Annotated in this window: 21 protein-coding genes, 1 pseudogene and 1 riboswitch; of the genes and pseudogenes, 13 read left to right on the top strand and 9 right to left on the bottom strand. The window is 71.7% G+C overall.

The window, feature by feature from the left end; genetic code table 11:
• The first annotated feature begins 3 nt into the window (after nucleotides 1–3).
• The 3 genes from ACFYPC_RS09365 (at nucleotide 4) to ACFYPC_RS09355 (ending at nucleotide 2,327) form a co-directional block, all read left to right on the top strand.
• Nucleotides 4–837: a hypothetical protein gene (locus ACFYPC_RS09365; protein WP_388673010.1), complete on the top strand. Its 834-nt coding sequence runs from the start codon at nucleotides 4–6 to the stop codon at nucleotides 835–837.
• Nucleotides 838–958: 121 nt separating this feature from the next.
• Nucleotides 959–1,969: an LLM class F420-dependent oxidoreductase gene (locus tag ACFYPC_RS09360; RefSeq protein ID WP_388673008.1), complete on the top strand. Its 1,011-nt coding sequence runs from the start codon at nucleotides 959–961 to the stop codon at nucleotides 1,967–1,969.
• Between the two features lie 67 nt (nucleotides 1,970–2,036).
• Nucleotides 2,037–2,327, top strand: a complete 291-nt coding sequence (locus tag ACFYPC_RS09355; RefSeq protein WP_388673006.1) for a hypothetical protein — start codon at nucleotides 2,037–2,039, stop codon at nucleotides 2,325–2,327.
• 148 nt (nucleotides 2,328–2,475) lie between these two features.
• On the opposite strand, the gene ACFYPC_RS09350 is transcribed toward ACFYPC_RS09355, so the two are convergent.
• Genes ACFYPC_RS09350 through ACFYPC_RS09340 form a run of 3 tightly spaced genes read right to left on the bottom strand, consistent with a single transcriptional unit; the run spans nucleotide 2,476 to nucleotide 5,881 of the window.
• Nucleotides 2,476–3,546 (bottom strand): prenyltransferase, encoded by a 1,071-nt coding sequence (locus ACFYPC_RS09350; protein ID WP_388673004.1) that lies wholly within the window; start codon nucleotides 3,544–3,546, stop codon nucleotides 2,476–2,478.
• Complete coding sequence (locus ACFYPC_RS09345) at nucleotides 3,543–4,325, bottom strand: class I SAM-dependent methyltransferase (protein ID WP_388673002.1); 783 nt, start codon at nucleotides 4,323–4,325, stop codon at nucleotides 3,543–3,545. Before ACFYPC_RS09345 ends, ACFYPC_RS09350 begins: the two co-directional genes overlap by 4 nt.
• The gene (locus ACFYPC_RS09340) at nucleotides 4,319–5,881 is read right to left on the bottom strand and encodes a glycosyltransferase (RefSeq protein WP_388673000.1); all 1,563 of its coding nucleotides are present in this window, start codon (nucleotides 5,879–5,881) and stop codon (nucleotides 4,319–4,321) included. Before ACFYPC_RS09340 ends, ACFYPC_RS09345 begins: the two co-directional genes overlap by 7 nt.
• 481 nt (nucleotides 5,882–6,362) lie before the next feature.
• On the opposite strand from ACFYPC_RS09340, the pseudogene ACFYPC_RS09335 reads away from it, so the two are divergent.
• A pseudogene (locus tag ACFYPC_RS09335) lies at nucleotides 6,363–6,956 on the top strand (TetR family transcriptional regulator); the annotation flags it as partial.
• Between the two features lie 29 nt (nucleotides 6,957–6,985).
• Here ACFYPC_RS09335 and ACFYPC_RS09330 read toward each other — a convergent pair.
• Both ACFYPC_RS09330 and ACFYPC_RS09325 read right to left on the bottom strand, forming a co-directional pair.
• Nucleotides 6,986–7,219, bottom strand: a complete 234-nt coding sequence (locus ACFYPC_RS09330) for a ferredoxin (protein WP_388672998.1) — start codon at nucleotides 7,217–7,219, stop codon at nucleotides 6,986–6,988.
• A 2-nt stretch (nucleotides 7,220–7,221) separates the two neighbouring features.
• Complete coding sequence (locus tag ACFYPC_RS09325; protein WP_388672996.1) at nucleotides 7,222–8,682, bottom strand: aldehyde dehydrogenase; 1,461 nt, start codon at nucleotides 8,680–8,682, stop codon at nucleotides 7,222–7,224.
• 308 nt (nucleotides 8,683–8,990) lie between these two features.
• On the opposite strand from ACFYPC_RS09325, the gene ACFYPC_RS09320 reads away from it, so the two are divergent.
• Nucleotides 8,991–10,016: an MBL fold metallo-hydrolase gene (locus ACFYPC_RS09320; RefSeq protein ID WP_388672994.1), complete on the top strand. Its 1,026-nt coding sequence runs from the start codon at nucleotides 8,991–8,993 to the stop codon at nucleotides 10,014–10,016.
• 28 nt (nucleotides 10,017–10,044) lie between these two features.
• Here the strand turns inward: ACFYPC_RS09320 and ACFYPC_RS09315 are convergent, their stop codons facing one another.
• Nucleotides 10,045–12,480, bottom strand: a complete 2,436-nt coding sequence (locus tag ACFYPC_RS09315; RefSeq protein ID WP_388672992.1) for an ATP-binding protein — start codon at nucleotides 12,478–12,480, stop codon at nucleotides 10,045–10,047.
• Nucleotides 12,481–12,889: 409 nt separating this feature from the next.
• Here ACFYPC_RS09315 and ACFYPC_RS09310 point away from each other — a divergent pair, with 409 nt between their 5' ends.
• A complete protein-coding gene (locus ACFYPC_RS09310) occupies nucleotides 12,890–13,969 on the top strand; it encodes a PP2C family protein-serine/threonine phosphatase (RefSeq protein WP_388672990.1) in 1,080 nt (359 codons plus the stop codon).
• A gap of 79 nt (nucleotides 13,970–14,048) precedes the next feature.
• Here the strand turns inward: ACFYPC_RS09310 and ACFYPC_RS09305 are convergent, their stop codons facing one another.
• Complete coding sequence (locus ACFYPC_RS09305) at nucleotides 14,049–14,738, bottom strand: phosphotransferase (protein WP_388672988.1); 690 nt, start codon at nucleotides 14,736–14,738, stop codon at nucleotides 14,049–14,051.
• Between the two features lie 61 nt (nucleotides 14,739–14,799).
• Nucleotides 14,800–14,955: riboswitch (cobalamin riboswitch) on the top strand.
• Between the two features lie 221 nt (nucleotides 14,956–15,176).
• Here ACFYPC_RS09305 and ACFYPC_RS09300 point away from each other — a divergent pair.
• From ACFYPC_RS09300 to ACFYPC_RS09275, 6 genes are all read left to right on the top strand, one after another.
• Entirely contained in the window at nucleotides 15,177–16,466 is a 1,290-nt protein-coding gene (locus ACFYPC_RS09300; protein WP_388672986.1) for a prenyltransferase/squalene oxidase repeat-containing protein, read from the top strand.
• Nucleotides 16,463–17,095 carry an SCO2322 family protein gene (locus ACFYPC_RS09295; RefSeq protein ID WP_388672984.1) on the top strand — a complete coding sequence of 211 codons (633 nt, stop codon included), beginning with the start codon at nucleotides 16,463–16,465 and terminating at the stop codon, nucleotides 17,093–17,095. The genes ACFYPC_RS09300 and ACFYPC_RS09295 overlap by 4 nt, the downstream gene beginning before the upstream one ends.
• A gap of 22 nt (nucleotides 17,096–17,117) precedes the next feature.
• On the top strand, nucleotides 17,118–18,344 hold the full coding sequence (locus ACFYPC_RS09290; protein ID WP_388672982.1) for a CbiQ family ECF transporter T component: 1,227 nt from the start codon (nucleotides 17,118–17,120) through the stop codon (nucleotides 18,342–18,344).
• Entirely contained in the window at nucleotides 18,341–20,008 is a 1,668-nt protein-coding gene (locus ACFYPC_RS09285; protein ID WP_388672980.1) for an ABC transporter ATP-binding protein, read from the top strand. The genes ACFYPC_RS09290 and ACFYPC_RS09285 overlap by 4 nt, the downstream gene beginning before the upstream one ends.
• Nucleotides 20,005–20,916 carry an ECF transporter S component gene (locus tag ACFYPC_RS09280; RefSeq protein WP_388672978.1) on the top strand — a complete coding sequence of 304 codons (912 nt, stop codon included), beginning with the start codon at nucleotides 20,005–20,007 and terminating at the stop codon, nucleotides 20,914–20,916. Before ACFYPC_RS09285 ends, ACFYPC_RS09280 begins: the two co-directional genes overlap by 4 nt.
• Nucleotides 20,917–21,292: 376 nt before the next feature.
• Entirely contained in the window at nucleotides 21,293–21,706 is a 414-nt protein-coding gene (locus tag ACFYPC_RS09275; protein WP_388672976.1) for a transglycosylase SLT domain-containing protein, read from the top strand.
• Between the two features lie 118 nt (nucleotides 21,707–21,824).
• Here ACFYPC_RS09275 and ACFYPC_RS09270 read toward each other — a convergent pair whose 3' ends face one another.
• Nucleotides 21,825–22,760 carry an SMP-30/gluconolactonase/LRE family protein gene (locus ACFYPC_RS09270; protein ID WP_388672974.1) on the bottom strand — a complete coding sequence of 312 codons (936 nt, stop codon included), beginning with the start codon at nucleotides 22,758–22,760 and terminating at the stop codon, nucleotides 21,825–21,827.
• Nucleotides 22,761–23,090: 330 nt separating this feature from the next.
• Here ACFYPC_RS09270 and ACFYPC_RS09265 point away from each other — a divergent pair, with 330 nt between their 5' ends.
• Nucleotides 23,091–23,606, top strand: a complete 516-nt coding sequence (locus ACFYPC_RS09265; protein ID WP_388673406.1) for a TetR/AcrR family transcriptional regulator — start codon at nucleotides 23,091–23,093, stop codon at nucleotides 23,604–23,606.
• An 80-nt stretch (nucleotides 23,607–23,686) separates the two neighbouring features.
• On the opposite strand, the gene ACFYPC_RS09260 is transcribed toward ACFYPC_RS09265, so the two are convergent.
• On the bottom strand, nucleotides 23,687–24,856 hold the full coding sequence (locus tag ACFYPC_RS09260) for a steroid 3-ketoacyl-CoA thiolase (RefSeq protein WP_388672972.1): 1,170 nt from the start codon (nucleotides 24,854–24,856) through the stop codon (nucleotides 23,687–23,689).
• Between the last annotated feature and the right edge of the window lie 194 nt (nucleotides 24,857–25,050).

The raw sequence follows: 25,050 nt of genomic DNA, 5'->3' as shown, positions 1-25,050 counted from the left end.
GAAGTGAATATCCGCTCCCTCACTCGAGGCGACGGCGTGGTGATCGGAGCAGCGGTGTTGCTGTTCATCGCCTCGTTCTTCGCCATCTACTCCGCTGATGGTGCCGAAGGCGTCGACCTCCCCAGTGCCTGGGGAAGCGCGCCCCTGCTCATGAGCGTCTTCCTGGCCGGCATCATCGGCGCCGCGCTGATCGTCGTCACCCACGGTCTGCCGCAGGTGCCCAAGGTCGCCGGCCTCGACCTCGGCCAGTTCGGCGTCGCCTTCACGGTCTTCGCCGCCTGGAGCGCGCTCGGGAACGTCTTCGACCCGGCGGGCGGTTACAACAACCTGGGCGGCCTCACCGGCAGTGGCCCCGACGCGGGTACCGGCGCCATTCTCGGCCTCGTCGCGACCCTGATCCTCGCCGGCGGCGCCATCGCCACGCCCCTCGTCCCGGCCCTGAAGGCACCTCTGCTCCCCGCCCCCAAGCCGGCCGCCCCCCAGCCCTACGGCGGCCAGCCCCAGGGCGGATACGGCTACCCGGGCGCCCAGCAGCCCGGCCAGCCCTACGGCGCGCAGCCGCAGACGGGTCAGCCGTTCGGCGTGCAGCCCAGCCAGCCGCAGCAGGCGCCGGCCCCGCAGGTGCAGCAGCCGGCCGGGGACTTCTCCCCGTTCTGGTTCGCCGTGCCGGTGCCGCGTCCGCTGTACGCGGAGGACGGTTCGCCGACGCCGATCGCCGAACTGGCGCCCGGTACCTGGTACCTGGCCGTCGAGCAGCGCGGCCCGAGCCTGGTGGCGCAGACGCAGGACGGCCGTCGTGGTGTTCTGCAGGACACGTCCGGGATCCAGCGCGGCTGACGCGCAGCACGGCCCCGCACGGCCCCGCACGGCCCCTCGCCCTTCCGGGCGGGGGGCCGTTGTCGTACGCTCACCCGGCCGACAGCTGACACATCGTCAGAACAACGCGCCTGGAGGGCACATGCGACTCGGTCTGGCACTCGGCTACTGGGGCCGAGGCCCCTCCGCCGACCACATACCGCTCGCGCAGGAGGCGGAACGCCTCGGCTACCACTCCGTGTGGACGGCCGAGTCCTGGGGGTCCGACGCCTTCACCCCGCTGACCTGGATCGCCGCGCAGACCTCCCGCATCCGGCTCGGCACGGCCGTGGCGCAGATGGCCGCCCGCTCCCCCACCACCACCGCGATGCACGCGCTCACGCTCGACCATCTCTCGGGCGGGCGCATGATGCTCGGCCTCGGGCTTTCGGGGCCGCAGGTCGTCGAGGGCTGGTACGGGCGCCCCTTCCCGAAGTCGCCGCTGACCGCGACCCGGGAGTACGTCGATGTCGTACGCCAAGTCCTCAGGCGCGAGGCGCCCGTCGAGCTGGACGGACGTTTCCACTCCCACCCGTACCGCGGCGCCGACGGCACCGGCCTCGGCAAGGCGCTCAAGTCCATCACGCATCCCCTGCGGGCCGAACTGCCCCTCCTGCTCGGCGCCGAGGGTCCGAGGAACATCGCGCAGACGACTCGCATCGCGGACGGCTGGCTGCCGCTGTACTGGTCGCCGACCCGCCCGCAGGCGTACGAGGCCTCGCTGACCGATCTCCGTGACGGCTTCCTCATCGCCCCGATGGCCCGCGCCCACGTCTGCGACGACCTCGCCGAAGGACTGCTGCCAGTCAAGGCCATGCTCGGCTTCTACATCGGCGGAATGGGACACATGGCACGCAACTTCCACGCCGATCTGATGGCACGGATGGGCTTCGAGGCGGAGGCCCGGCGCGTCCAGGAGCTGTTCCTCGCGGGGCGCCGCGAGGAGGCCGTACTCGCCGTACCCGATGCCTTCGCCGACGAGATCTCCCTGGTCGGCCCGCGTGAGCGCATCGCCGAACGCCTGGAGTTGTGGCGCAAGGGCCCGGTGACCGACCTGCTCGTCCTCTCCCCCGACCCGCACACACTCCGCGTACTCGCCGAGCTGAACTCCTAGCCAGGACCTGTGCGGCCGAGCGACCCCGATCGGGTTTCATGCACCGTTCTCGGGCAACACGGGGGTCATGTCCCCCTATCGCAACGGTTCCAACCAGGCGGGGAGGGTCATCGCGATCGTCGCGGACGTGATGGCGCTCATCCTCGGTCTCTGGATCCTGATGTACCTACTGGACGCGAACCGCGCCAACGACCTGGTGCAGTTCATCCACGACGTGGCCGCCTGGCTGGCGGGCTGGTCACGTGACCTGTTCACCTTCGACGAGGAGTGGGCGCGCGTCGTCGCGGGCTACGGCCTCGCAGCCGTCGTGTACCTGTTCATCGGCCACGCCATCGCCAACCGTATGCACCGGCACTGAGGACCTGCGCGTCTGCCAACCGAATGCTCCGGTACTGAGAAACTGCGCGTCTGCCAACCGAATGCGCCGGTACTGAGAAACTGCGCGCCCGCCAACCGTATGCGTCGGCAGTGAGAATCTGCGTGTCCTGAGACTCCGGCTGAGTCTGCTATCGGCAGCAGTCGGGGTCCAGGCCTGCCGGGAGGCGTTCGCCGCTGAAGACGGCGCAGGTGGGCTCGTCGCCGCCCAGTGCGGCGACGGCCAGCAGCAGCGACCCGGCTGTCCAGCTGGTGAGTTCCTCGGGCCAGACGGCCTGGTCCTCGTAGACGTAGCCGGTCCAGTACAGGCCGGTCTTCGGGTCGCGCAGGTGCTGGATCGACTGGAGGATCTCCAGGGCGCGGTCCGATTCACCCACGGCCCAGAGCGCCAGAGCCAGTTCGGCCGATTCACCGCCGGTCACCCACGGGTTGGGCACCACACAGCGGACGCCGACCCCGGGGACCACGAAGCGGTCCCAGCCCTCCTCGATACGGGACTTGGCCTCGGCCCCGGTCAAAGCACCGCCGAGCACCGGGTAGTACCAGTCCATCGAGTAGCGGTCCTTGTCCAGGAACCGCTCGGGGTGTGCGCTGATCGCGTGCCGCAGCGCGCCCACCGCCAACTCCCAGTCGGGCTGCGGCTCTTCACGCTGCTCGGCGATGGCGAGTGCGCAGCGCAACGCGTGGTGGATCGACGAACTCCCGGTCAGCAGCGCGTCGTCGACGGCCCGTCCGTCCTCCTCGCGCTTCCAGCCGATCTGCCCGCCGGGCTGCTGGAGCCGCAGTACGAACTCCATCGCCGCGTAGACGGTCGGCCACATCCGGTCCAGGAACGCGTCGTCGCCCGTCGCGAGATAGTGGTGCCAGACGCCCACCGCGATGTAGGCGCAGAAGTTGGTCTCCAGGCCGCGGTCGGTGACGTCCGCGAAGTCCCCGTCGGCGTAGGCCGCGTACCACGACCCGTCCTGGTTCTGATGGCGCGCGAGCCACTCGTAGGCGTGCTCCGCCGCCTCGTGCTCCCCCGCCGCGTCCAGCGCCATGGCCGCCTCGGTGTGGTCCCACGGGTCCAGGTGATGCCCGCGGAACCACGGGATGGCACCGTCCGGGCGCTGCACCGCGAGGATCCCGCGCACGGTGGCGGCAGCCTCCTCTGCGGTGAGGACCCCGGGCAGGACGAGGTGTTCTGTCCGGGGAGTCGTCACCGGCCGGCCACCTCGGCGGACTCGACCGACTCCGCGGACTCGACCGACTCGGCGGACTCGACGGGCAGGTGCGGCTTGGTCGCGTACGCCACGAAGCTCTTGCCGATCAGCGGGTTCAGCGCGTTCTCCGCGACCCGGGTGGCGAGCGGTTTCTTCATGATGTCCCAGACCAGGAGCTTGTGGTACGCCCGCACGGGCAGCGCCTTCTCGTTGTCGACGCCGAACGCGCACTTCAGCCACCAGTAGGGCGAGTGCAGGGCGTGCGCGTGGTGGGTGCCGTACGGCCTGAGCCCGGCTTCCCTGATCTTGGCAAGGAGTTCGTCCGCCTTGTAGATGCGGATGTGGCCGCCCTCGACCTCGTGGTAGGCGTCGGACAGCGTCCAGCAGACCTTCTCCGGCCCGTACCGCGGGACGGTGATCGCGATGCGGCCGCCCGGCCTGAGCACCCGGACCATCTCGGCGAGTACGCCCTTGTCGTCCGGGATGTGCTCCATGACCTCGGAGATGATCACGACGTCGAAGGACTCGTCGGGGAAGGGAAGCGCCAGGGCGTTGCCCTCCATGGCTGTCGCGGTGGCCCCGGCGGGCGCCTCGCCCGCCTCCTCCATCGCCGCGAACCACTTGGCGACCTCGCGGATCTCCTCGCCGTTCTGGTCCAGCGCGACCACCCGGGCACCGCGCCGGTAACACTCGAACGCGTGCCGGCCGGCACCGCATCCGAGGTCCAGTACGCGGTCGCCCGGGGCGAGCGGGAACCGGGAGAAGTCGACGGTCAGCACGTGGCCCTGCTTTCGCGGTCGGGGGTGGGGGGTGCGGGGGTGCCTGTCGCGGGGGCGGTGCCTGCCCCGGGGACGGGGTCGGTGCCCGCCGCGGGGGCGGGGTCGGTACCCGCCGCGGGCGCGGGGTCGGTACCCGCCGCGGGGGCGGGGTCGGTACCCGCCGCGGGCGCGGGGTCTGTTGCGGCCGCGGAGCGGCCGGGGGGCTCGGCCGCGGAGCGGTGAGGGCTTGGCGCGGAGCGGCTGGGGGAAGGGCCCGCGAGGCGGGTCATTGCCTCGCGGTAGTGGGTCACCGTGCCCTCGGCGGCGCGGGCCCAGGTGAAGCGGGCCAGCACGCGCGCGCGTCCGGCGGAGCCGAGTCTGGCCCGGAGTTCGGGGTTGCCAAGGACCCGGCTCAGTGCAGCGGCCAGCGCACCCGAGTCACCAGGGGGCACGGCGAGGCAGGTCTCCCCGTCGGGCCCCGCGACCTCCGGGATCGCACCGCCGGTGGTGGCCACGAGCGGTGTCCCCGTCGCCATCGCCTCGGCGGCGGGCAGCGAGAACCCCTCGTACAGGGAGGGGACGCAGGCGACCTCGGCCGACCGCACGAGGTCGACGAGTTCGGCGTCGGAGATCCCCTTGACGAACTCGACGGCGCCTTCGAGGCCGTACCGCTCGATGGCCTGGGCGACGGGCCCGTCCTCGGCACGCCTGCCCACGACGACGAGGTGCGCGCCGGGGTGCTCGGTGCGTACCTTCGCGAGCGCCTCGACGAGGAAGACGAGCCCCTTGAGCGGCACGTCCGCGCTGGACGTGGTGACGATCCGGCCCGGCACCTGCCGCACCGCGGGATCCGGCGAGAAGAGGTCGGTGTCCGCGCCGATGTGGACGACGTGGATGCGGTCGTCGCGTACGCCGAGGTGGTCGACGATCTCCTGGCGTGACGTACCGGAGACGGTGAGCACGGACGGCAGGCGGCGCGCGACCCGCTTCTGCATACGGGTGAAGGCGTACCAGCGGCGCACGGACATCCGTCGCTTCCAGCCCTCGGCGGCGTCGATCTCCAACTGCCGGTCGACGGTGATGGGGTGGTGGATGGTGGTGACCAGCGGGGCGCCGACATCCCCCAACAGCCCGTACCCCAGCGTCTGGTTGTCGTGGATGACGTCGAACTCACCGCGCCGGGCCCGCAGATGGTGGCGGGCGCGCAGCGAGAAGGTCAGCGGCTCGGGAAAGCCGCCGGTCCACATCGTGCCGACCTCCAGCGCGTCGACCCAGTCCCGGTACTCACCGCGCTTGGGGGTGCGAAAAGGGTCCGGCTGGCGGTAAAGATCGAGGCTGGGCAGCTCTGTGAGGCTCAGGGCGGGAAGGCCTTCGTCCAGCACCGGATAGGGCTGGGAGCCGATGACCTCGACATGGTGTCCGAGTCGGGCGAGCTCGCGCGAGAGGTGTCGTACGTACACACCCTGGCCGCCGCAGAACGGGTTCCCCTTGTAGGTGAGAAGCGCGATGCGCAACGGTCGTTCGCCGTCGGCGGCCGCGCCCTCGCCGGGGCCCGCCTCCATGGCCTCAGCGGTCACTCTCGGCCCCCTTCTCCCTGCACATTCCCGCGAGATTACGCCGGGACGCTAATCTAGAACAAGTTTCAGACTTGATCGTTCAAGGAGCCTTGAATCTACCGGCAGGTAGCCCCGCTGTGAGCGGCGGATCAGGTGATTCACGCCACGACCGCGTGGCGTGGTCGCCCGGTCCGCGCGATGGTCGTGAGCCTTGCCGCGCCGACTCGTCACTCCTCTCGCTGATGTCACGGAATGTCACGGAACGGGACCCATGCCTGCGGAAGCCAAGGCGGACACGAACAGCACGCGAACAGACTCGCGACCGGACTCGCGAACAGGCTCGCGAACAGGCTCACGACCGGACTCGCGAACCGAGTCGGGACCCGAGTCGCGAACCGAGTCGGGAACGGACTCGCGACCAGAGTCGCGACGGGAATCGCATCCGGAGTCGCACCCCGCCGCGCAGCACCCGCCTCGCCCCCTCTCGTACTCCACCGGGCTCCCCGCCTCTGCTCCGCTCACCGAGCGGCAGGAGGCGCGCCGCCGCCGGATCCTGCACGCGAGCGCGCAGCTGGCCAGCCGGGGCGGTTTCGACGCGGTGCAGATGCGCGAGGTCGCGGAGTCCTCGCAGGTCGCCCTGGGCACGCTCTACCGCTACTTCCCGTCGAAGGTCCATCTGCTGGTCGCCACGATGCAGGACCAGTTGGAGCACATGCACGGCACCCTGCGGAAGAAGCCGCCGGCCGGGGACACGGCGGCCGAGCGCGTCGCGGAGACCCTGATGCGGGCCTTCCGCGCCCTGCAGCGCGAGCCGCACCTCGCCGACGCCATGGTCCGCGCGCTCACCTTCGCCGACCGCAGCGTCAGCCCCGAGGTCGACCAGGTCTCCCGTATGACCACGGTGATCATCCTCGACGCGATAGGCCTCGACGACCCCACCCCCGCCCAGCTCTCCGCGGTCCGGGTCATCGAGCACACCTGGCACTCGGCCCTCATCACCTGGCTTTCCGGCCGCGCCTCGATCGCCCAGGTGAAGATCGACATCGAGACGGTCTGCCGGCTGATCGACCTGACGGACCCAGGTGAGCAACGCTGACGGACCCAGGTGAGCAACGCCGACGGGTGCTACTCCTCGGGCGGGAACACCGGCTCCCCGCTCCCCAGCAGCGTGATCGTGATCGCCTCCACCGGGCACCCCTCCGCCGCCTCCAGGATCTTCTCGTTGGCGTCGGGCTCCGGGTCGGCCGGGTGGGACTGCCTGCCGGTGTCGAGGCGGAAGGCGTCCGGGGCGAGGTGCACGCACTGGGCGGAGCCGATGCAGACGGAGCGGTCGACCCCGACCTGCCAGCGGTCGCCCATCCCTAGGCCTCCCAGCCGGCCGGCAGGTGGATCATCTTGTGCTCCAGGAACTCGCCGTAGCCCTCGGGGCCGAACTCCCGCCCCAGGCCCGAGTTCTTGTAACCGCCGAAGGGGCCGAGCATGTCGAGGCTGAAGGTGTTGACGGAGTAGGTGCCGGTGCGGACCTGGCGTGCGACGTCGATGCCGTGCGCGACGTCCGCCGTCCAGACGCTGCCGCTCAGCCCGTAGTCGGAGTCGTTGGCGATCTTCAGCGCCTCGGCCTCGTCGCCGTAGGGGAGCAGACAGATCACCGGGCCGAAGATCTCCTCGCGGGCGATCCGCATGGAGTTGTCGACGTCGCCGAAGAGGGTCGGCTCGACGTACCAGCCGTGGTCCCGGCCGGGCGGACGGCCGCCGCCGCCGGTGAGGATTTTGGCGCCCTCCTCCTGGCCGATGCGGATGTAGTCGAGGCTGCGCTGCTGCTGCCGCCTGGCGACCAGCGGGCCGACCTGGGTCGCCGGGTCCAGTGGGTCGCCGACGACCAGCGCACTCGCGGCCGTCGCGAAGGCGTCCGCGAACTCGTCGTAGCGCGAGCGCGGCACGAGGATGCGGGTCTGGGCGACGCACGCCTGGCCGTTGTTCATCCAGGCCGCCGAGACGATGCCGGGTACGGATGTTGCGATGTCCGCGTCCGGCAGGACCACCGCGGCCGACTTGCCGCCCAACTCCAGTGTCACGCGGGTGAGATTGCGGGCGGCGACCTCCATCACCCGCCGGCCCGCCTCGACGGACCCGGTGAAGGACACCTTGTCGATCCCGGGGTGGCCGACCAGGTACTCGCTCACCTCGCGGTCCGCGGGGAGGATCGACAGCACGCCCTCCGGCAGCCCGGCGTCCTTCGCGATCTCCCCCAACAGGTAGGCGTCCAGAGGCGATTCGGGCGACGGCTTCAGTACGACGGTGCAGCCGGTCAGCAGCGCGGGCGCGAGCTTGGCGGCGGCCACGAACTGCGGCACGTTCCACGGCACCACGGCCGCCACCACCCCCACCGGCTCGCGCCGGACGAGGATCTTCCCGAGGACTCCGTCGCGTGTCTCCTCGTACGTGAAGCCGCGGGCGACCGTGATGGCCGCGTCCCACACCATCATCGCGCCGAGGGCCTGCGCGAGGATGCTCCAGGAGTACGGGGAGCCGTTCTCGGAGGAGATGACGCGGGCGATCTCCTCGTGCCGTACGGCGATCCCGTCCTTGATCCGGTTCACCACCTCGATCCGCTCGTCGAGGCTCATCCGCGGCCAAGGCCCCTCGTCGAAGGCCTGCCGCGCGACGGCGACGGCCCGGTCGACGTCCGCCGTCGAGGCGTGCGGCACCCGCCCGATGACCTCCTCCGTGTGCGGCGAGATCACCTCGATGACGTCCCTGCCCAGGGGGTCCGTCAACTCCCCGCCTATGAACAGCTGTCCGTGTTCCGTGAGTTCGGTCATGGCCGACTGCCTCCCCGGGGACATTCTCTGACGATGCATCAGATGACTAGAACTGATACCAGTTCCGGAGAGTGGAGTCCACGGGTCGAGCTCTTCGCGCTCCGAGGGCTCTTCGCACTCCCGGGCTCTTCGGGCCGTCCGCACTCCCGGGCTCTTCGACTCGGTCCTCGACTCTTCGGGCTCTCCGGGCTCTCCGGGCTCTCCCGAGGGTCCGGAGGGTCCGGGCAGACAGTCGTCTCGGGCTCCCATTGGAACTGGTTCTAGTTATAGTTGGCCGGTACCCGGGACGCGGCGATTGGTGGAAGCCCATGACGCAGGTGACCGATCACAGCGGCGGCGTACGGTCGATCCGGGTCCCCATCCCGGACAACCCCCTCGGCCACACGCTTGTGTACGTCCTCGACACCGATCGCGGCGCCGTCCTGATCGACACCGGCTGGGACGACCCCACGTCCTGGGACGCCCTCGCCGAGGGGCTCACCGCCTGCGGCACCTCCGTCGCCGAGGTGCACGGCGTGGTCATCACCCACCATCACCCCGACCACCACGGCCTGTCGGGCAAGGTGCGGGAGGTGTCCGGGGCGTGGCTCGCCATGCACGCGGCGGACGCCTCGGTCGTACGGCGCACCCGGGAGAACCGGCCCGAGCGGTGGTACGCGTACATGACGGCGAAACTGACCGCCGCCGGCGCGCCCGAGGAGCACCTGGCACCCCTGCGCAGGGCGCGCGCCGACGCCCTGCCCGGCCTCTCCCCCGCGCTCCCCGACCGTGAGATCGTCCCCGGCGAACTCCTCGAACTGCCCGGCCGCCGCCTCCGCGCGATCTGGACCCCTGGCCACACTCCCGGTCACGTCTGCCTCCACCTGGAGGAGGCCCACCCCGCCCAACTCCCGGGCAACGGCCGCCTGTTCTCCGGCGATCACCTGCTGCCGGAGATCACTCCGCACATCGGCCTGTACGAGGATCCGGACGACGCCACCGTCGCCGATCCTCTCGGCGACTACCTCGACTCTTTGGAGCGCGTCGGACGCCTGGCTCCGGCGGAGGTCCTGCCTGCCCACCAGCATGCGTTCGCCGACGCCCCCGCCCGGGTACGGGAGTTGCTCGACCACCACGAGGACCGCCTGACCGGCCTCAGCAAGCTCCTCGCGACTCCGCTCACGCCCTGGCAGCTCGCCGAACGCATGGAATGGAACCGGCCCTGGGACCAAATCCCTTACGGTTCCCGGAACATCGCCGTCTCGGAGGCGGAGGCCCATGTGCGGCGGCTGGTGAAACTGGGGCGGGCGGAGGCGGTGACGGGGACCGATCCGGTGACGTACGTGGCTGTCTAGGGCAACCGGGACTCCGCAGTCGGCACCGTCAACGGCCGTGGACCGCGTAGTCGAGCCCCTCCTCGTACCGCATGGTGCGCCCCTCCTCGTACGCCTTCTTGTACGCCGTTTCGCCGATCTCGTCGCGGACCCGCAGTTCGTGCGAGCGGCGGGTGGCGATGAGGTCGGGTGAGTCCATCTGAGCGCGGCCGGTGAGATCCCAGACACGGGTGGCAATGCCGAGGAGTCGGGCGGCGCGGGGGCCGTCGCCGGCCGCGACGACGGCGGCGGCGAGGACGTCCAGGGCGACGGCGGCCCCGACGGTGTTGTGCATCAGGACGTGCCCGGCCAGCGCCGTGCGGGCGTTGCGGACCGCCGCGCGGACGTCGCCGGTCGCCAGGTCCGCGTGCGCGACGATTCCGTCGGCGAAGGCGCCGGCCCAGGACTCGCCGCATTCCGCACTGGCCTCGCGCGCCTCGTCGGCCACCGTGCGCGCGCGTTCGTAGTCGCCGGCCAGCAGGTGCGTGAAGGAGAGCGCGACGCGGACCTGGAGCTGCGCGGCCCCGAACGCGTCCGCCCCGATGGGCAGTCGGGGAGTCGAGGACAGGACCTCGACCGCTTCCGACAGGCGTCCGCTCAGGGCGCCTTGACCGCCCGTCAGATACGCGGCGGCGACCATCGCCACCGGGTCGCCCTGCTCCCGAGCCGCGTCCGCGCAGCGCACCGCCCAGCCGGCCGCGGCCTTCAGATCGCCCTGGAAGATGGCGACCGCGCCGCGCACCCACAGAGCGCGGGTGCGGTCCGGGCCGGGAGCCGGGTCGGTGGCGAGCGCCAGGTCCAGGCAGTGCTGGGCGTCGCGCAGATAGCCGCAGTGCCGCCAGAGGAAGCCGACGTCGGCCGCCATTTCGAGCGCGACGCGGCTGTCGGGTTCGGTGAGCGCGCAGTCCACGGCGGCGCGCAGGTTGGCGTGTTCGGTGAGGACGCGCTCGCACCAGGCAACCTGGCGTCCGGTGTTCCACTCGGCGCAGCCCTCGCGGGCCAGCCGCCGGTAGTAGTCACGGTGGCGCAGGCGTACGGCACGCTCCTCGCCCAGGGCGCGCAGCCAGTCGGCGCCGAACTCCCGCACCGTGTCGAGGAACTGGAAGCGGGCCGGGTCGGTGCGGTGGCGTCGCACGATGGACTGCTCGACGAGCCGGGCGAGCAGCGCCGCGATCCGCCGTGCGGGCAGCGGGCCGCCCGCACAGACCTCCTCGGCCGCGCCCAGACAGAAGCCGTCGGTGAACACCGAGAGGCGGGCCCACAGCAGCCGTTCCAGCGGTTCGCACAGCTCGTGGCTCCAGCCGATGGCCGTACGGAGGGTGTGGTGACGGAGTGGGGCTTCGGGGGACGGCCCTTCGCCGTTCCCGCCTCGCGGGCCCTCGCCCCGCGGCCCTTCACCGTTCCCGCCTCGCGGCCCTTCGCCCCGCGGCCCTTCGCCCCGCGGCCCTTCGCCTCGCAGCCCTTCGCCTCGCAGCCCTTCGCCTCGCGGCCCTTCGCCTCGCGGGACGAGCACGTCGAGGCGGGATGCCAGATGTTCACCGAGGCGGCCGTGCAGTTCGGCCAGGGAGAGTTCCGCGAGCCGGACGGCCGCGAGTTCGATGGCGAGCGGGATGCCGTCGAGGTGGCGGCAGACGGCTTCCACCGCGGGCCGGTTGGTGTCGTCGAGGGTGAATCCGGTGGCGGCCGCGCGTTCGGCGAACAGAGCCACCGCCTCGTCGGCGACCGGCAGCGGATCCACCTGGAGCACCCGTTCACCCGGCAGGCCGAGCTGCTCCCGGCTGGTGACGAGGATGCGCAGCCCCGGCAGGCCGGGCAGCAGGGTCTCGGCGAGCGCCACGCAGTCCGCGAGGACGTGTTCGCAGGAGTCGAGGATCAGCAACAGCCGCTTGCCCTTGGCCCATTCGGCCACTACCTCGACAACCGGGCCCGTCGACTGGTCCGCGAGCCGCAGCGCCTCCACGACGGCCAGGCCCACCAGCCCCGCGGTGTGCAGCGCGGAGAGCTCTGCCAGCCAGACGCCGTCGGGGTACGCGTCTCGCACCCGGGCAGCGGCCCGCGACGCGAGCCGCGTCTTGCCGACCCCGCCGACACCGACAAGGCTCACCAGCCGGCCGACACCGATCCCCGGGTTCAACTCCTCGTCCAGCCAGGCGAGTTCCTCGGTCCGCCCGACAAAGCTCCGTGTCTCCGGCGGCAGATTTCCGGGACGATGGGGATGGCCGGGACGCCCGAGCTGCGATGCGCCGGGACGCCCGGTCTGCGCTTCGCCGGTCTGCCCGGGATCGGAACCGCCGTGCCGCCCGGCGTCGGGACCGCCGAGCCGCCCGGCATCGGGACCGCCAGGACTACCGGCATCGAAACCGCCGTGCCGCCCGGCCCAGGCGGCCCGGTCGCCGCTCTTGCTCTCGCCCTTCTCGGGCTCATTACTCGCCGGGCTCGCGCTCATGGCTCATGCCGTCTCGTCTCGTCGGACACACCGATGTTCGTCTCGTCGGACACATCGACCAGTCTGACCCGATCACACCCACCCGTTACCGATGTCCGACAACTCGGACAGAAACACGACGGAACTCCATCACTTCCGGAGACCTTTCGACAAGATGCGATCAACTCCCCGTTGGTGGCGGTGGGAAGGCCGATATTCGGTGATTGTCGGGTGAGTGATGGACGGACGAGAGGGAGCTGGGGAACGGATGGCCGCCACAGGCGGAGGCGGTGGGGGCATCGAGAGGCGGCCCGGGGGCGCCGAGAGGCTGACGCGACGGCCGCCGGCCCAGCACATCGAGAGACCCGCGCGATTGTTGACGCCCCCGCCCGGCGTCGGAAAACGCCCTCGGCGACCAAGGCCGGCGCCGGTGCCGGTGCCGGTGCCGGTGCCGCTCAGGGCGGAGTGGCGGACCCGCCGTCAGCTGCTCACCCCGCTGGCCGCCTGTCTGCTGATCGCCCTGCCGGACCTGCTCGTCTCCCGGGTACCGCCGCTCACCACGCTGTTGCTGATCGGACCGCTGCTGGCGTGCGTCAGGCTCGGGGTGCGGCACACCGTGGTGGTCTGCTGCTGGTCGGCTGCGCTGGGCCTGGCGATGGGCATCGGCGACGGCGCGGTGCCGGGCTTCGAGTTCGGCCTGCGGTGGACCGGGCTGCTGCTCGGCTGCGCGCTCACCGTGTACGCGGCCCGGCAGCGCGAGCGCCTCGCCATGACACTGGCCGAGGCCCGCGAGGTGGCCCGGATCACCCAGGAGGCGATTCTGCGGCCCATCTCCCGCACTCTGGACGGCACTCAGGTCTGTACCCGCTACCACAGCGCCGCCCGCGAATCGACCGTCGGCGGCGATCTGTACGACGTCGCGGTGACGCCGTACGGGCTGCGTGTCCTCATCGGTGACGTACGCGGCCACGGCCTCGACGCCGTCCGGCTGACCGCCGACACGATCGCGGCCTTCCGTGAACTCGCCTACACCGCACCCACCTTGACCGTTCTGGCCGGTGCCCTCGACACGCGGCTCGCCCCGGAGCTGGCCCCCGAGGACTTCGTCACCGCCGTGTTCGCCGAGTTCGCGCCCGGCGAGGTGCGGATCGTCAACTGCGGCCATCCGCCGCCCCTGCGCGCCGGCCACCGGGTCGAGTTCCTCGAACCCGTCGTCCCCACACCGCCGTTGGGGCTGCGCCCGGAACCGCGCCAGTACCGCGTACGCCTCCAGCCCGGCGACCGCCTGCTGCTCTACACCGACGGCCTGACCGAGGCCCGCGACACGGAAGGCAACCCTTTCCCCCTTCTCGGCGAAGCGGCACTGGCCCTGCGCGACCCCCTCCCCGACGAGGCCCTCAACACCCTCTACACCCGCCTGACCGCCCACACCGGCACCGCCCCCACCGACGACCTGGCTCTGGTCCTGTTGCAGCCCACCGCAGCGACGATCCCGGCATGCGCGCTCTGAGGTTCAAGGTGAGCGCCAAGGCGCGCTCTGAGGTTCAAGGGTGAGCGTCAAGGCGCGCTCTGAGGCTCAAGGATGAGCGTCAAGGACGAGCGGATCCCGAAGAGGGCGGCAGCAGCGTACGGACCAGTTCCTCGGCCTCGCCCAGGATCTGGACCTCGGTCTCACTCATCGTCGGATTGACCGCCCGTCGCTGCCTCGCCTCCCGGAGGCCGGCCTCGGTCACGCCGGGTGGGCCGTCGCCGAGCATCGCGGCCAGCGTCTCGCGGGCCACCTGAGCGTGCGCTCCGCCGGCGACGGCGGCCTGGGCGAGGATCACGGCGGACATACCCCAGTCGAGTCCGGGCAGGCCCTCCTCGGCGTTGGCCCAGTCGATGACCTTGGGGCCTTCGGAGGTGAGCATCACGTTGTCGGGGTGCAGGTCCAGGTGCAGGACGCGGATGGCGGGGTCGGCGGAGAGTCTGGCGGGCACGGCGTGCAGGGCGCGGAGCAGCCGGGCGAGCGTGACACCGGCCTCCTGGGGGCCGAACTCCCCCGCGACGAACGCCTCCAGCATGGTCGGCCCGGACAGCCGCTCCATCACCAGGTCGCTGCGGGTCGCCAACCGCACGGCCGGCGCCGGAAAGCCGTGGCCTCGTACGTGTGCCATCACCGAGGCTTCGGCGGTGGCGTCTCCCCGTCCCCCGCGGATCCGGCGCAGTACCCACGCCTCGTCCAACTCGTAGACGTCCGCCGAACGCCCCGAGCCGAGCAGTCTCCCCGTTGTCCTCATGGGCCGAACCTACCGGGGGCTCACAGGCGGCCCTCAGCGGCCGGCCAATGGGCCGGTAGAGTGAACCAGTCGTCATCACGCCCGTACGGGGGGAAGCCGGTGCAAATCCGGCGCTGACCCGCAACCGTGAGCCACTTGAACAGCCTGAACTGCTTGAACTGCTTGAACTGCTTGAACAGGTGGTGAGCCGGATTGCCCCGTCCGGAGCGTGACCGGCTCGCGCCATCGGCGGTCCGCCGGTGGCCGGCACCGTCGAGGCATACGGGGCCGGAGCCGCCCGGATACCAGTGTGCCCGGTGCTGCCCGGCTCCCCCACAGGGGAGAGTCATGATCGTTCGCCGCAGCGCAGCCGTTCACGCAGCGGTACAAGGAGCGGTTCACGGAGCGGTTCAGGCAGCGGTACACGCAGCGGTTCACGTCACGAGGCCGGCCGCGCTGTTGGCCGCGATCGCCGTGGCCGGTACCGCCTTCGCGCCGACCGCCGCCGCCGCCGCTGCCGCTACCGCCGCCGCTTCAGACGCTTCCCCCTCTCCTTCCCCCGCACTTCCCTCGGGTCTGTACGGCTCCGCCGACCCCACCTACGACGGCGTCTGGCGCCAGTCGCTCGCGCTGCTCGCCCAGCACACGGTGGGCGTGACGCCCGCGGCCAAGGCCGTCGACTGGCTGGCGGGGCAGCAGTGCGCGGACGGGTCCTTCGCTCCGTACCGCGCCGACGCCACCGCGAAGTGCGACGCCAAGACGATGGTCGACACCAACAGCACCGCGGCCGCCGTGCAGGCCCTCGCGGCCCTCGGCCGGCACGACTCCGCGGCGGGCAAGGCCGTCGCATGGCTGAAGTCCGTACAGAACAAGGACGGCGGGTGGGGATACGTGGCAGGCGGGGCGAGCGACGCGAACTCCACGTCCGTGGTGGCCGGGGCGCTGGCCGCGACGGGCGAGAAGCCCGCGGACGTGACCTCCCAGGGTGGGAAGTCTCCGTACGACGCCCTTGCGGAGCTGGCGATCCCCTGCGACGCGGACGGCGGCGGCGCCTTCGCCTACCAGCCGGACAAGAAGGGGAAGCTCGTGGCGAACGCGGACGCCACCGCGGCGGCCGTGACCGGAGCGCTCGGCAGGGGCTTCGCCGGCGCCGAGGTGCAGCCGACGAGCGACGGCGTCTCCTGCGAGGCCGCCGACGACGCCGACGGCGCCGACCCCGAGCGTGCCGCGCAGAACGGCGCCGCATACCTCGTGGAGTCCCTCGCCAAGGACAAGTACCTCAAGTCGGCGCTGCCCGGAGCCGAGGACCAGCCCGACTACGGCAACACCGCGGACGCGGCCGTGGCGCTGGCCACCGCCGGCCACCGCGACGACGCGGCGGACACGGTGCGCTGGTTGGAGGCGCACGCCGCACAGTGGGCCGGGCAGAGCGGACCGGCCGCGTACGCGCAGCTGATCCTCGCCGCGCACGCGAACGCGTTCGACCCGCGCGACTTCGGCGGCCGGGACCTCGTCAAGGAGCTGGGCGCGACGGGCCCGCCGGCGCAGGCGGCGGCGTCCGACTCCGGTGCCGCCAAGCCGCAGTCGCAGTCGCAGTCGCAGTCGCAGTCGCAGTCGCAGTCGCAGTCGCAGTCGCAGGATGGTGACGACGGCGGCCTCGGCGTCTGGTGGATCGTCGGCGTCGGTCTCGTCGCCGGTATCGGTATCGGCTTCCTGATCAGCGGCCGCAACAAGAGGCAGAGGCTGTGAGCCGACGTCGTACGACTCCCCTGGTCCTGGCCGGGCTCCTGCTCGTCCTGGGGCTCGGTTCGGCGGGGCAGGCCCACGCGGTCGGCTACCGCTACTGGTCCTTCTGGGACCTGACCGGCGGCCAGTGGACGTACGCGACACAGGGCCCGTCGACCGCCCGCCCGTCCGACGGCGACGTCCAGGGTTTCCGCTTCGCGGTGAGCGAGGACTCCCAGCACGCGACGAAGCCCCGCGGCGCCACCGGCTTCGCGTCCATCTGCGCCAGGACACCCGCCCAGCAGGGCAAGAAGCGCGTGGCCCTCGTCATCGACTTCGGTACGTCCACGGACGCGCCGTCCGGCGAGACCCCACCGTCCCCGCGCACGGCCTGCGCCCGCGTCCCCTCCGACGCGACCTCCGCCGAAGCCCTGGCCTCGGTCGCCGAACCCCTCCGCTACGACACCAACGCCCTCCTCTGCGCCATAGCGGCCTACCCCCGGACGGGCTGCGGCGAGCCGGTCTCCACCGCCTCCCGCCCCCAGCCCGATGCAATCGGCTCCGGCCCGTCAGTAGGCCTGCTCGCCGGAGCAGCAGCCGTCGCCGCCCTGGCCGGCGCGGCGATCTGGCAAGCACGACGCCGCAGGAGCTGACGTGAGGAGGGGTGAGACTGCTGTGGGCGATCGTCCCGCGCGGCGGAACCGGCGGGCGCGGCCACCAGCACCGGGTGCCGGCCCACGCGAGGCCCGCTCCAGGCGCCGTACCCCCACGCCGGAGGCCACCCGCACCAACGCCACCCACCCCGCCGCCTGGTGGATCTGGGCCCTGGGCCTGGGAACAGCCGCCTCCCGCACCACGAACCCGCTCCTCCTCACCCTCCTCGTCGGCGTAGCCGGATACGTCGTGGCGGCACGGCGGAGCGATGCCCCCTGGGCCCGCTCGTACGGCGCGTTCCTCAAGCTCGGCATCGCCGTCCTCGGCATCCGCCTCGCGTTCGCCGTCGTCCTCGGCTCCCCCATCCCCGGCACGCATGTCGTCGTCACGCTCCCCGAACTCCCCCTCCCTCACTGGGCCCAGGGCATCCGCATCGGCGGCCGGGTCACCGCCGAGGGCCTGGTCTTCGCGCTGTACGACGGCCTGAAACTGGCCACGCTCCTCATCTGTGTAGGCGCGGCGAACGCCCTGGCGAACCCGGCACGTCTGCTGAAGTCGCTGCCGGGCGCCCTGTACGAGGCGGGCGTGGCCGTCGTCGTCGCGCTGACCTTCGCGCCGAACCTGATCGCGGACGCCCAGCGGCTGCGCGCCGCCCGCCGCCTGCGGGGCCGCGCGGACCGGGGCCTGCGCGGTCTGCTGCACGTCGGACTCCCTGTCCTGGAGGGCGCGTTGGAGCGCTCGGTCGCGCTGGCCGCGGCGATGGACGCGCGCGGGTACGGCCGTACCGCCGAGGTACCGCCCGCCGTCCGCCGCACCACGGCCGCACTCACGCTGGGCGGCCTGCTCGGCGTCTGCGCGGGAACGTACGGACTGCTGACCGCGGAAGGCGGCACCTACGGTCTGCCCGTGCTGCTCGCCGGGCTGGCCGCGGCGCTCGGCGGCCTGCGGCTGGGCGGCCGACGTTCGCTGCGGACGCGGTACCGGCCGGACGCGTGGGGTGTACGGGCGTGGCTGGTCGCGGGTTCCGGCGCCGCCGTCGCCGCCTCGCTGGTCGTCTCCGCCTCGCAGGACCCGCAGGCGCTGCGCCCGGGCGTCGTACCCCTGGTGGCCCCCGCTCTCCCGCTCTGGCCGGCGGCGGCGATCCTGCTGGGCCTCCTGCCCGCCTTCATCACCCCTGCCCCTACCCCCATCCCCACCCCGATTCCGACCCCGATTCCGACCCCGACGCGCAGGGAGCAGTCCTCATGATCCGCTTCGAGGATGTCTCCGTGACGTACGACGGGGCGGCCGAACCCACCGTCCAGGGCGTGGACTTCGAGGTCCCCGAGGGTGAACTCGTCCTGCTGGTCGGCCCTTCCGGGGTCGGCAAGTCGACGATCCTGGGTGCCGTCAGCGGGCTCGTCCCGCACTTCACAGGCGGCACCCTGCGCGGCCGGGTCACGGTCGCGGGCCGGGACACCCGCACGCACAAGCCCCGCGAACTCGCCGACGTGGTGGGCACGGTGGGCCAGGACCCGCTGTCCCACTTCGTCACGGACACGGTCGAGGACGAACTCGCGTACGGCATGGAGTCGTTGGGTCTTCCCCCGGACGTGATGCGCCGTCGCGTGGAGGAGACCCTCGACCTCCTGGGCCTCGCCGACCTCCGTGACCGTCCGATCGCGACGCTCTCCGGCGGCCAGCAGCAGCGCGTCGCCATCGGCTCGGTACTGACCCCGCACCCGAAGGTCCTGGTCCTCGACGAGCCCACGTCGGCCCTGGACCCCGCCGCCGCGGAGGAGGTCCTCGCCGTGCTGCAACGCCTCGTGCACGACCTCGGCACCACGGTTCTCCTGGCCGAGCACCGCCTCGAACGCGTCATCCAGTACGCCGACCAGGTCGTCCTCCTCCGCTCCCCGGGAGCCGCTCCGCTGCTCGGCCCGCCGTCCGAGGTGATGGCGGTCTCGCCGGTGTATCCACCGGTCGTCGGCCTGGGCCGGCTGGCCGGCTGGACCCCGCTGCCCCTGACGGTGCGCGACGCACGCCGAAGGGCGGGCGAACTGCGCGAACGGCTCACAGCACCGCCGCCCCCATCACCCCTACAGGCGTCCACTCCCATCGCCTCGCCACCGCGCCCCACCCGCTTCCTCCGCAAGCACACCTCGCCGACCCCAACGCCCCAGCAGCCGGCCGCAGTCGAGGCCCTCACCGTCCGGCGCGGTCGCGTCGAGGCGCTCCGCCGGGTCGATCTCAGCGCCGCCCCCGGCGAGACGATCGCACTGATGGGACGCAACGGCGCCGGGAAGTCCACGCTGCTCGCGGCGCTGGTCGGGCTGGTCGAACCGGCGGCCGGATCCGTGCGGGTCGGCGGAGCGGTCCCGCATCGCACCGCCCCGCGTGACCTCGTACGCCGCGTGGGCCTCGTACCGCAGGAACCACGGGATCTGCTGTACGCCGACACGGTGGCCGCCGAGTGTGCGGCGGCCGACTCGGACGCGGGCGCCGAGCCCGGTGGCTGCCGGGCGCTGGTGTCCGAGCTGCTGCCGGGCATCGGCGACGGCACCCACCCGCGTGATCTGTCGGAGGGCCAGCGGCTGGCGCTCGCGCTGGCCGTCGTCCTGACGGCCCGACCCCCGCTACTGCTCCTCGACGAGCCGACCCGCGGTCTCGACTACGCGGCGAAGGCCCGCCTGGTCACGCTGCTGCGCGCACTGGCCGCCGAGGGCCACACCATCATCCTGGCCACCCACGACGTGGAGCTCGCGGCCGAGCTGGCCCACCGTGTGGTCATCCTCGCGGACGGCGAGGTCGTCGCCGACGGCCCCACGGCCGAGGTGGTCGTCGCGTCCCCGTCCTTCGCCCCGCAGGTCACGAAGGTGCTGGCGCCGCAGCCGTGGCTGACCGTCGCCCAGGTGAGGGAGGCGCTCGGATGACCGCCCACCAGCCGGAGAAGCCCGGCACCCCGTGGGCCGAGCCGGGCCAGGTGCCCCAGCACCGAACCCAGGGCCGGAGCCAACACCCCCACCCACCCCAGCGGCAGGCGCGGGCCATCCACCTCGGCCCCCGCTCCGTCCTGGCCCTCACCCTCACGAGTGCCACCGGCGTCGCCGCCTTCGGCTGGCCCCTCTTCGCCGACCCGACCTCCCAGGCGAGCGCCCACGCGCAGGACGCGCCCTGGCTCTTCGCTGGCCTCCTGGTCCTGCTGGTCGGAGTCGTCGCCGCGACGATCTCGGAGTCCGGGCTCGGCCCCAAAGCCGTGGCGATGCTCGGGGTGCTGGCCGCGACCGGCGCCGCGCTGCGGCCGATCGGGGCCGGGACGGCCGGGATCGAGCCGATGTTCTTTCTGATGGTGCTGAGCGGGCGGGTGCTCGGGCCGGGGTTCGGGTTCGTGCTCGGGTCCGTGACGATGTTCGCGTCGGCGCTGCTCACGGGCGGGGTGGGGCCCTGGATGCCGTTCCAGATGCTGGCCATGGGCTGGTTCACGATGGGCGCCGGGCTGCTGCCGGGTCCTGACCGGCTGCGCGGGCGGGCCGAGCTTGCGCTGCTCGCCGCGTACGGGTTCCTCGCGGCCTTCGCGTACGGCACCGTCATGAACCTCGCCGGCTGGCCCTTCATGGACGCGCAGGCCTCGAACGTGGCCTTCGACCCGCAGAGCGCCCTCTCCGCCAACCTGGCCCGCTTCCTCGCGTACTGCATGGCCACCTCGCTCGGCTGGGACCTGGGCCGTGCCGTCGTCACCGTCGCGCTGACCCTCACGCTCGGCGCGACTCTCCTCAAGGCGCTGCGCCGGGCCACGCGGCGGGCCGCTTTCGAGACCCCCGTCACGTTCGAACCCAGGTGATCGGTGGCGCCCGTCACACCCTCCGACAGCACCCCGTGCACAGCCGCACGCCGTCCGTCACCTGTGGGGTGAGCCGTCCCACAGGACCTTGGTCACATACGAAGCGCGGTCGTAGTCCAAAGCGATGACATGTACGCGTCCGCAACCCCTCTGACCTGGGGTTTGAGAGCCACATCACACAAGGCACTTTCTACTCGCATGCGACCACCACTAGTAAAAGGGGTCATTGCGGACGGGCGTCCGGCCTGTTTCTCTGGAGCAGTCGCCAGGCGCCGACGAGCCCACCCGGGCCTCGGCGCCGACGCATTCCCACCACGCACCGCGTGGCTCCGGCGTGCGTACGACGACTCCTTGTCCCCGAAGAAAAAGGTTCTCCGTGTCCGTCTCCGTCATCCGTCGCATCGCTTCCCCGAAGAAGGCCCTCACCGCCGTCGCCCTGGCCGCCGCCACGACCGGCATGGTGCTGACCGCCGCTCCGGCGCAGGCTGCGACAACCTCGGCCTCCTCCGCCAAGACGATCGCGCACAAGATGATCCCGGACGCCGCGCAGTACAACGCGTTCAGCAAGATCGTCGAGCACGAGAGTGGCTGGGACGTCGACGCCACCAACTCCTCCTCCGGCGCCTACGGCCTGGTCCAGGCCCTGCCTGGCTCCAAGATGGCCTCCGCGGGCTCCGACTGGAAGACCAACCCCGAGACCCAGATCGAGTGGGGCCTCAACTACATGAACGACCGCTACGGCAGCCCGGTCGGCGCCTGGAACTTCTGGCAGGCCAACGGCTGGTACTGAGCCGGCACCACACACGCGAAAAGCGGTGGCCCCGACCCCCGGGGCCACCCCACACACGCGAAAGACGGCGGCCCCGATCCCCGGGGCCGCCGCTTTCATGTACTCAGGAAGGGCCCCGTCAGTGCGAGATCTGCGCCTCCAGCAGGTTCGGGTCCGTCGCCGTGAAGTACGCCCCGCTGGTGATGTACGCGGTGTTCGCCCGTACCGCGACCGAGGTCGGATTGGACAGTCCGTCGGCGCTGGTGAGCACCGTCGTGTGGGTACCGTCGGGCTTCACCAGGTAGACCTCGCTCGCGACGTTGACCGCCGCCAGAATGGTGTCGCCGTTGCCGGTGAACGCGAAGTCGTCCATGCCGGACAGCCCGGTCGCCTCGGTCGTGAAGGTGCCCGCACTGCCGTCGGCGCGGATGGGGACCCGGGTCAGGGTGCCCTGGTCGGTGTTGCCGACCCACACGGCGCCGTTGTGCACCTTGATGCCGTTGGAGGCGACCCCGGCGGCACCCGGATCGAACTGCTCACCCGAGGCCCAGAGGTCGACCGCGTCGGTCTTCAGCGAGATCCGCCAGACCCCGCCCTTCTTGGAGTCGGTGGCGTACAGGGTGCCCGTCTTCTGGTCGAGCGCGAGCCCGTTGAGGGCGCCGACGTCGGGCAGGGAGGCGATCAGCTCAGGCGTACCGCCCGGCCGCAGCCGGTAGATGCCGGAGTTCGCACCGGCGTTGTAGTTGACGTAAAGGGTGCCGTCGGAGGTGCGGACGATGCCCGACGCCGACGCCGCCCCCGTGGTGGGCGCGGGCAGCGTCGCCAGGACCGTGACCGTGCCGTCCTTGTCGACGTGCGCGATCTGCCGGGCCTTGGCGAAGGTGACGTCTGCGGAACCGTTCGGCTCCACGGTGATGTTCTCGGGCTGCTGCTTGGTGGCGACGTCGAAGTGTGCGACCACCGTCGGGTGGGTCAGCGGTGCGGTGACCGCGAACGCGGGGGCTACCGCGAGCGTCGTCGCCATTCCGGCCGCCAGGATGGTGGTCAGCAGGGACACAGCTCGGTAGGAACGCATAAGAACCTCCACTGAAGGGCATTGCGGCCCACGGCCAGGAACGCTCCCGCCGGGGCGGCGCCCATGCTCACACCTGAAGCTGTCACCGGCCTGAGAAGATCGTGGGACTCCGTGACATCATGAGCAAACGGAACCTCGTTCCGCCAACGCGCGACAGCGGGAGACAGCGAAGGGAACGGCGGCACCGTGAACGACAGCGAAGGGAACGGCGGGACCGTAGGCGATCGCGAGGGGAGCGGCGGCACCGTAGGCGACCGCGAAGCGGGACCGGGCCCTGCGCACGCCACGGCCCCGTCCAAGCGCAAGGACGCCCGGCGCAACAAGGAGACCCTGCTCGACGCGGCCGCCGCGGTCTTCGTCACCTCAGGCGTGGAAGCACCGGTACGAGACATCGCGGCCGAGGCCGGCGTCGGGGTGGGTACGATCTACCGGCACTTCCCGACCCGGGCGGACCTCATCATCGCCGTCTACCGGCACCAGGTCGAAGCCTGCGCCGAGGCCGGTCCCGCGCTGCTGGCGGCCGGCCCGACTCCGCATGCCGCACTGAGCCAGTGGATCAACCTCTTCGTCGACTTCCTGGTCACCAAACACGGACTCGCCGCCGCGCTGCAGTCCGACAACGCCGGCTTCGAAACCCTGCACGCCTACTTCCTCGACCGCCTCCTGCCCGTCTGCACCCAACTCCTCGACGCGGCAGCTGCTTCCGGCGAGATCCGCCCCGACATCCAGGCCTACGAACTCATGCGAGGCGTCGGCAACCTCTGCGTCGGCACCCACAACGACCCGCGCTACGACGCCCGCCGACTGGTCGAGCTCCTCATCGCGGGACTGCGGCTGCCGAGCTGACCAGCAGCCAGGCGCCCTATGCAGCCGCCCGCTCGACACCGGGACGGCTGGCGTACGTAGACCCTCCCGCGGCCAGACGCCTACAGCCGCTGAATGATCGTCCCGGTAGCCAGTCCCCCGCCCGCGCACATCGTCACCAGCGCGAACTCCCTGTCCCTGCGCTCCAGTTCGTGCAGGGCCGTGGTGATCAGCCGCGCTCCCGTCGCCCCCACCGGGTGCCCGAGGGCGATTCCGCCGCCGTTGACGTTGACCTTCTCCAGGTCCTGTTCGAAGACCTGGGCCCAGCTCAACACCACTGACGCGAAGGCCTCGTTGATCTCGACGAGGTCGATGTCCTTCAGGGACATGCCGGCCTTTCCGAGCACCGCGCGCGTCGCGTCGATCGGTCCGTCGAGGTGGAAGTGCGGGTCGGCGCCGACGAGGGCCTGGGCGACGATCCGGGCACGCGGGCGCAGTTTCAGCGCGCGGGCCATCCGCTTGGAGGCCCACATGATCGCGGCGGCGCCGTCGGAGATCTGGGAGGAGTTGCCGGCGGTGTGGACGGCTGTGGGCATGACCGGCTTCAGCTTGGCCAGTGCCTCCATGGACGTGTCGCGCAGACCCTCGTCGCGGTCGACGAGCCGCCACATGCCCTGCCCCGCCCGCTGCTCCTCCTCCGTCGTCGGCACCTGCACGGCGAAGGTCTCTCGCTTGAAGCGTTCCTCGGACCAGGCGTTTGCGGCGCGCTCCTGCGAGATCAGCCCGAGCGAGTCGACGTTCTCGCGGTTCAGACCGCGATTGCGCGCGATGCGCTCCGCCGCCTCGAACTGGTTGGGCAGGTCCACGTTCCACTCGTCGGGGAACGGCTTGCCCGGCCCGTGCTTGGACCCGGATCCCAGCGGCACCCGCGACATGGCTTCGACGCCGCAGGAGATCCCGACGTCGATGACGCCCGCGGCGACCATGTTGGCGACCATGTGCGAGGCCTGCTGCGAGGAGCCGCACTGGCAGTCGACCGTCGTCGCGGCGGTCTCGTACGGCAGGCCCATGGTGAGCCAGGCGACACGGGCGGGGTTCATGGACTGTTCGCCGGCGTGGGTCACCGTGCCGCCGACGATCTGCTCGACACAGTCGGCCTGGATCGCGGTGCGGCCCAGGAGTTCACGGTAGGTCTCGCCCAGCAGGTAGGCGGGGTGCAGATTGGCGAGCGCGCCACCGCGCTTGCCTATGGGGGTGCGTACGGCTTCGACGATGACGGGTTCCGCGACCATGGGGGCTCGTCCTCTCCTTGGGCCTGTCCACCCGCGCGGCGCGGGCGTCCCGGCCACCCGCCGCGCCGAACTAGTACGCGTTCTAGTTCTGTCTGCAGTCTGCTGAGCAAACCCCCGGCGCCGCAAGGGTCGTGCAGCCGTGGAAGTCGCGTTCCGTACGAATCGCGCACACGATTCGGGCTGCCGTGCCCCTT

Origin of the sequence: Streptomyces sp. NPDC005808 (assembly GCF_042871385.1) — a bacterium.
Classification (GTDB): domain Bacteria; phylum Actinomycetota; class Actinomycetes; order Streptomycetales; family Streptomycetaceae; genus Streptomyces.
This window is presented reverse-complemented; position numbering and strand designations above follow the sequence as displayed.

Bases quoted from the DNA above. Each gene is read 5' to 3' on its own strand.
- ACFYPC_RS09360 (WP_388673008.1), top strand. From the start codon at position 959: ATGCGACTCGGTCTGGCACTCGGCTACTGGGGCCGAGGCCCCTCCGCC.
- ACFYPC_RS09355 (WP_388673006.1), top strand. From the start codon at position 2,037: ATGTCCCCCTATCGCAACGGTTCCAACCAGGCGGGGAGGGTCATCGCG.
- ACFYPC_RS09330 (WP_388672998.1), bottom strand. From the start codon at position 7,219: ATGGGCGACCGCTGGCAGGTCGGGGTCGACCGCTCCGTCTGCATCGGC.
- ACFYPC_RS09325 (WP_388672996.1), bottom strand. From the start codon at position 8,682: ATGACCGAACTCACGGAACACGGACAGCTGTTCATAGGCGGGGAGTTG.
- ACFYPC_RS09320 (WP_388672994.1), top strand. From the start codon at position 8,991: ATGACGCAGGTGACCGATCACAGCGGCGGCGTACGGTCGATCCGGGTC.
- ACFYPC_RS09315 (WP_388672992.1), bottom strand. From the start codon at position 12,480: ATGAGCGCGAGCCCGGCGAGTAATGAGCCCGAGAAGGGCGAGAGCAAG.
- ACFYPC_RS09305 (WP_388672988.1), bottom strand. From the start codon at position 14,738: ATGAGGACAACGGGGAGACTGCTCGGCTCGGGGCGTTCGGCGGACGTC.
- ACFYPC_RS09285 (WP_388672980.1), top strand. From the start codon at position 18,341: ATGATCCGCTTCGAGGATGTCTCCGTGACGTACGACGGGGCGGCCGAA.
- ACFYPC_RS09280 (WP_388672978.1), top strand. From the start codon at position 20,005: ATGACCGCCCACCAGCCGGAGAAGCCCGGCACCCCGTGGGCCGAGCCG.
- ACFYPC_RS09270 (WP_388672974.1), bottom strand. From the start codon at position 22,760: ATGCGTTCCTACCGAGCTGTGTCCCTGCTGACCACCATCCTGGCGGCC.
- ACFYPC_RS09260 (WP_388672972.1), bottom strand. From the start codon at position 24,856: ATGGTCGCGGAACCCGTCATCGTCGAAGCCGTACGCACCCCCATAGGC.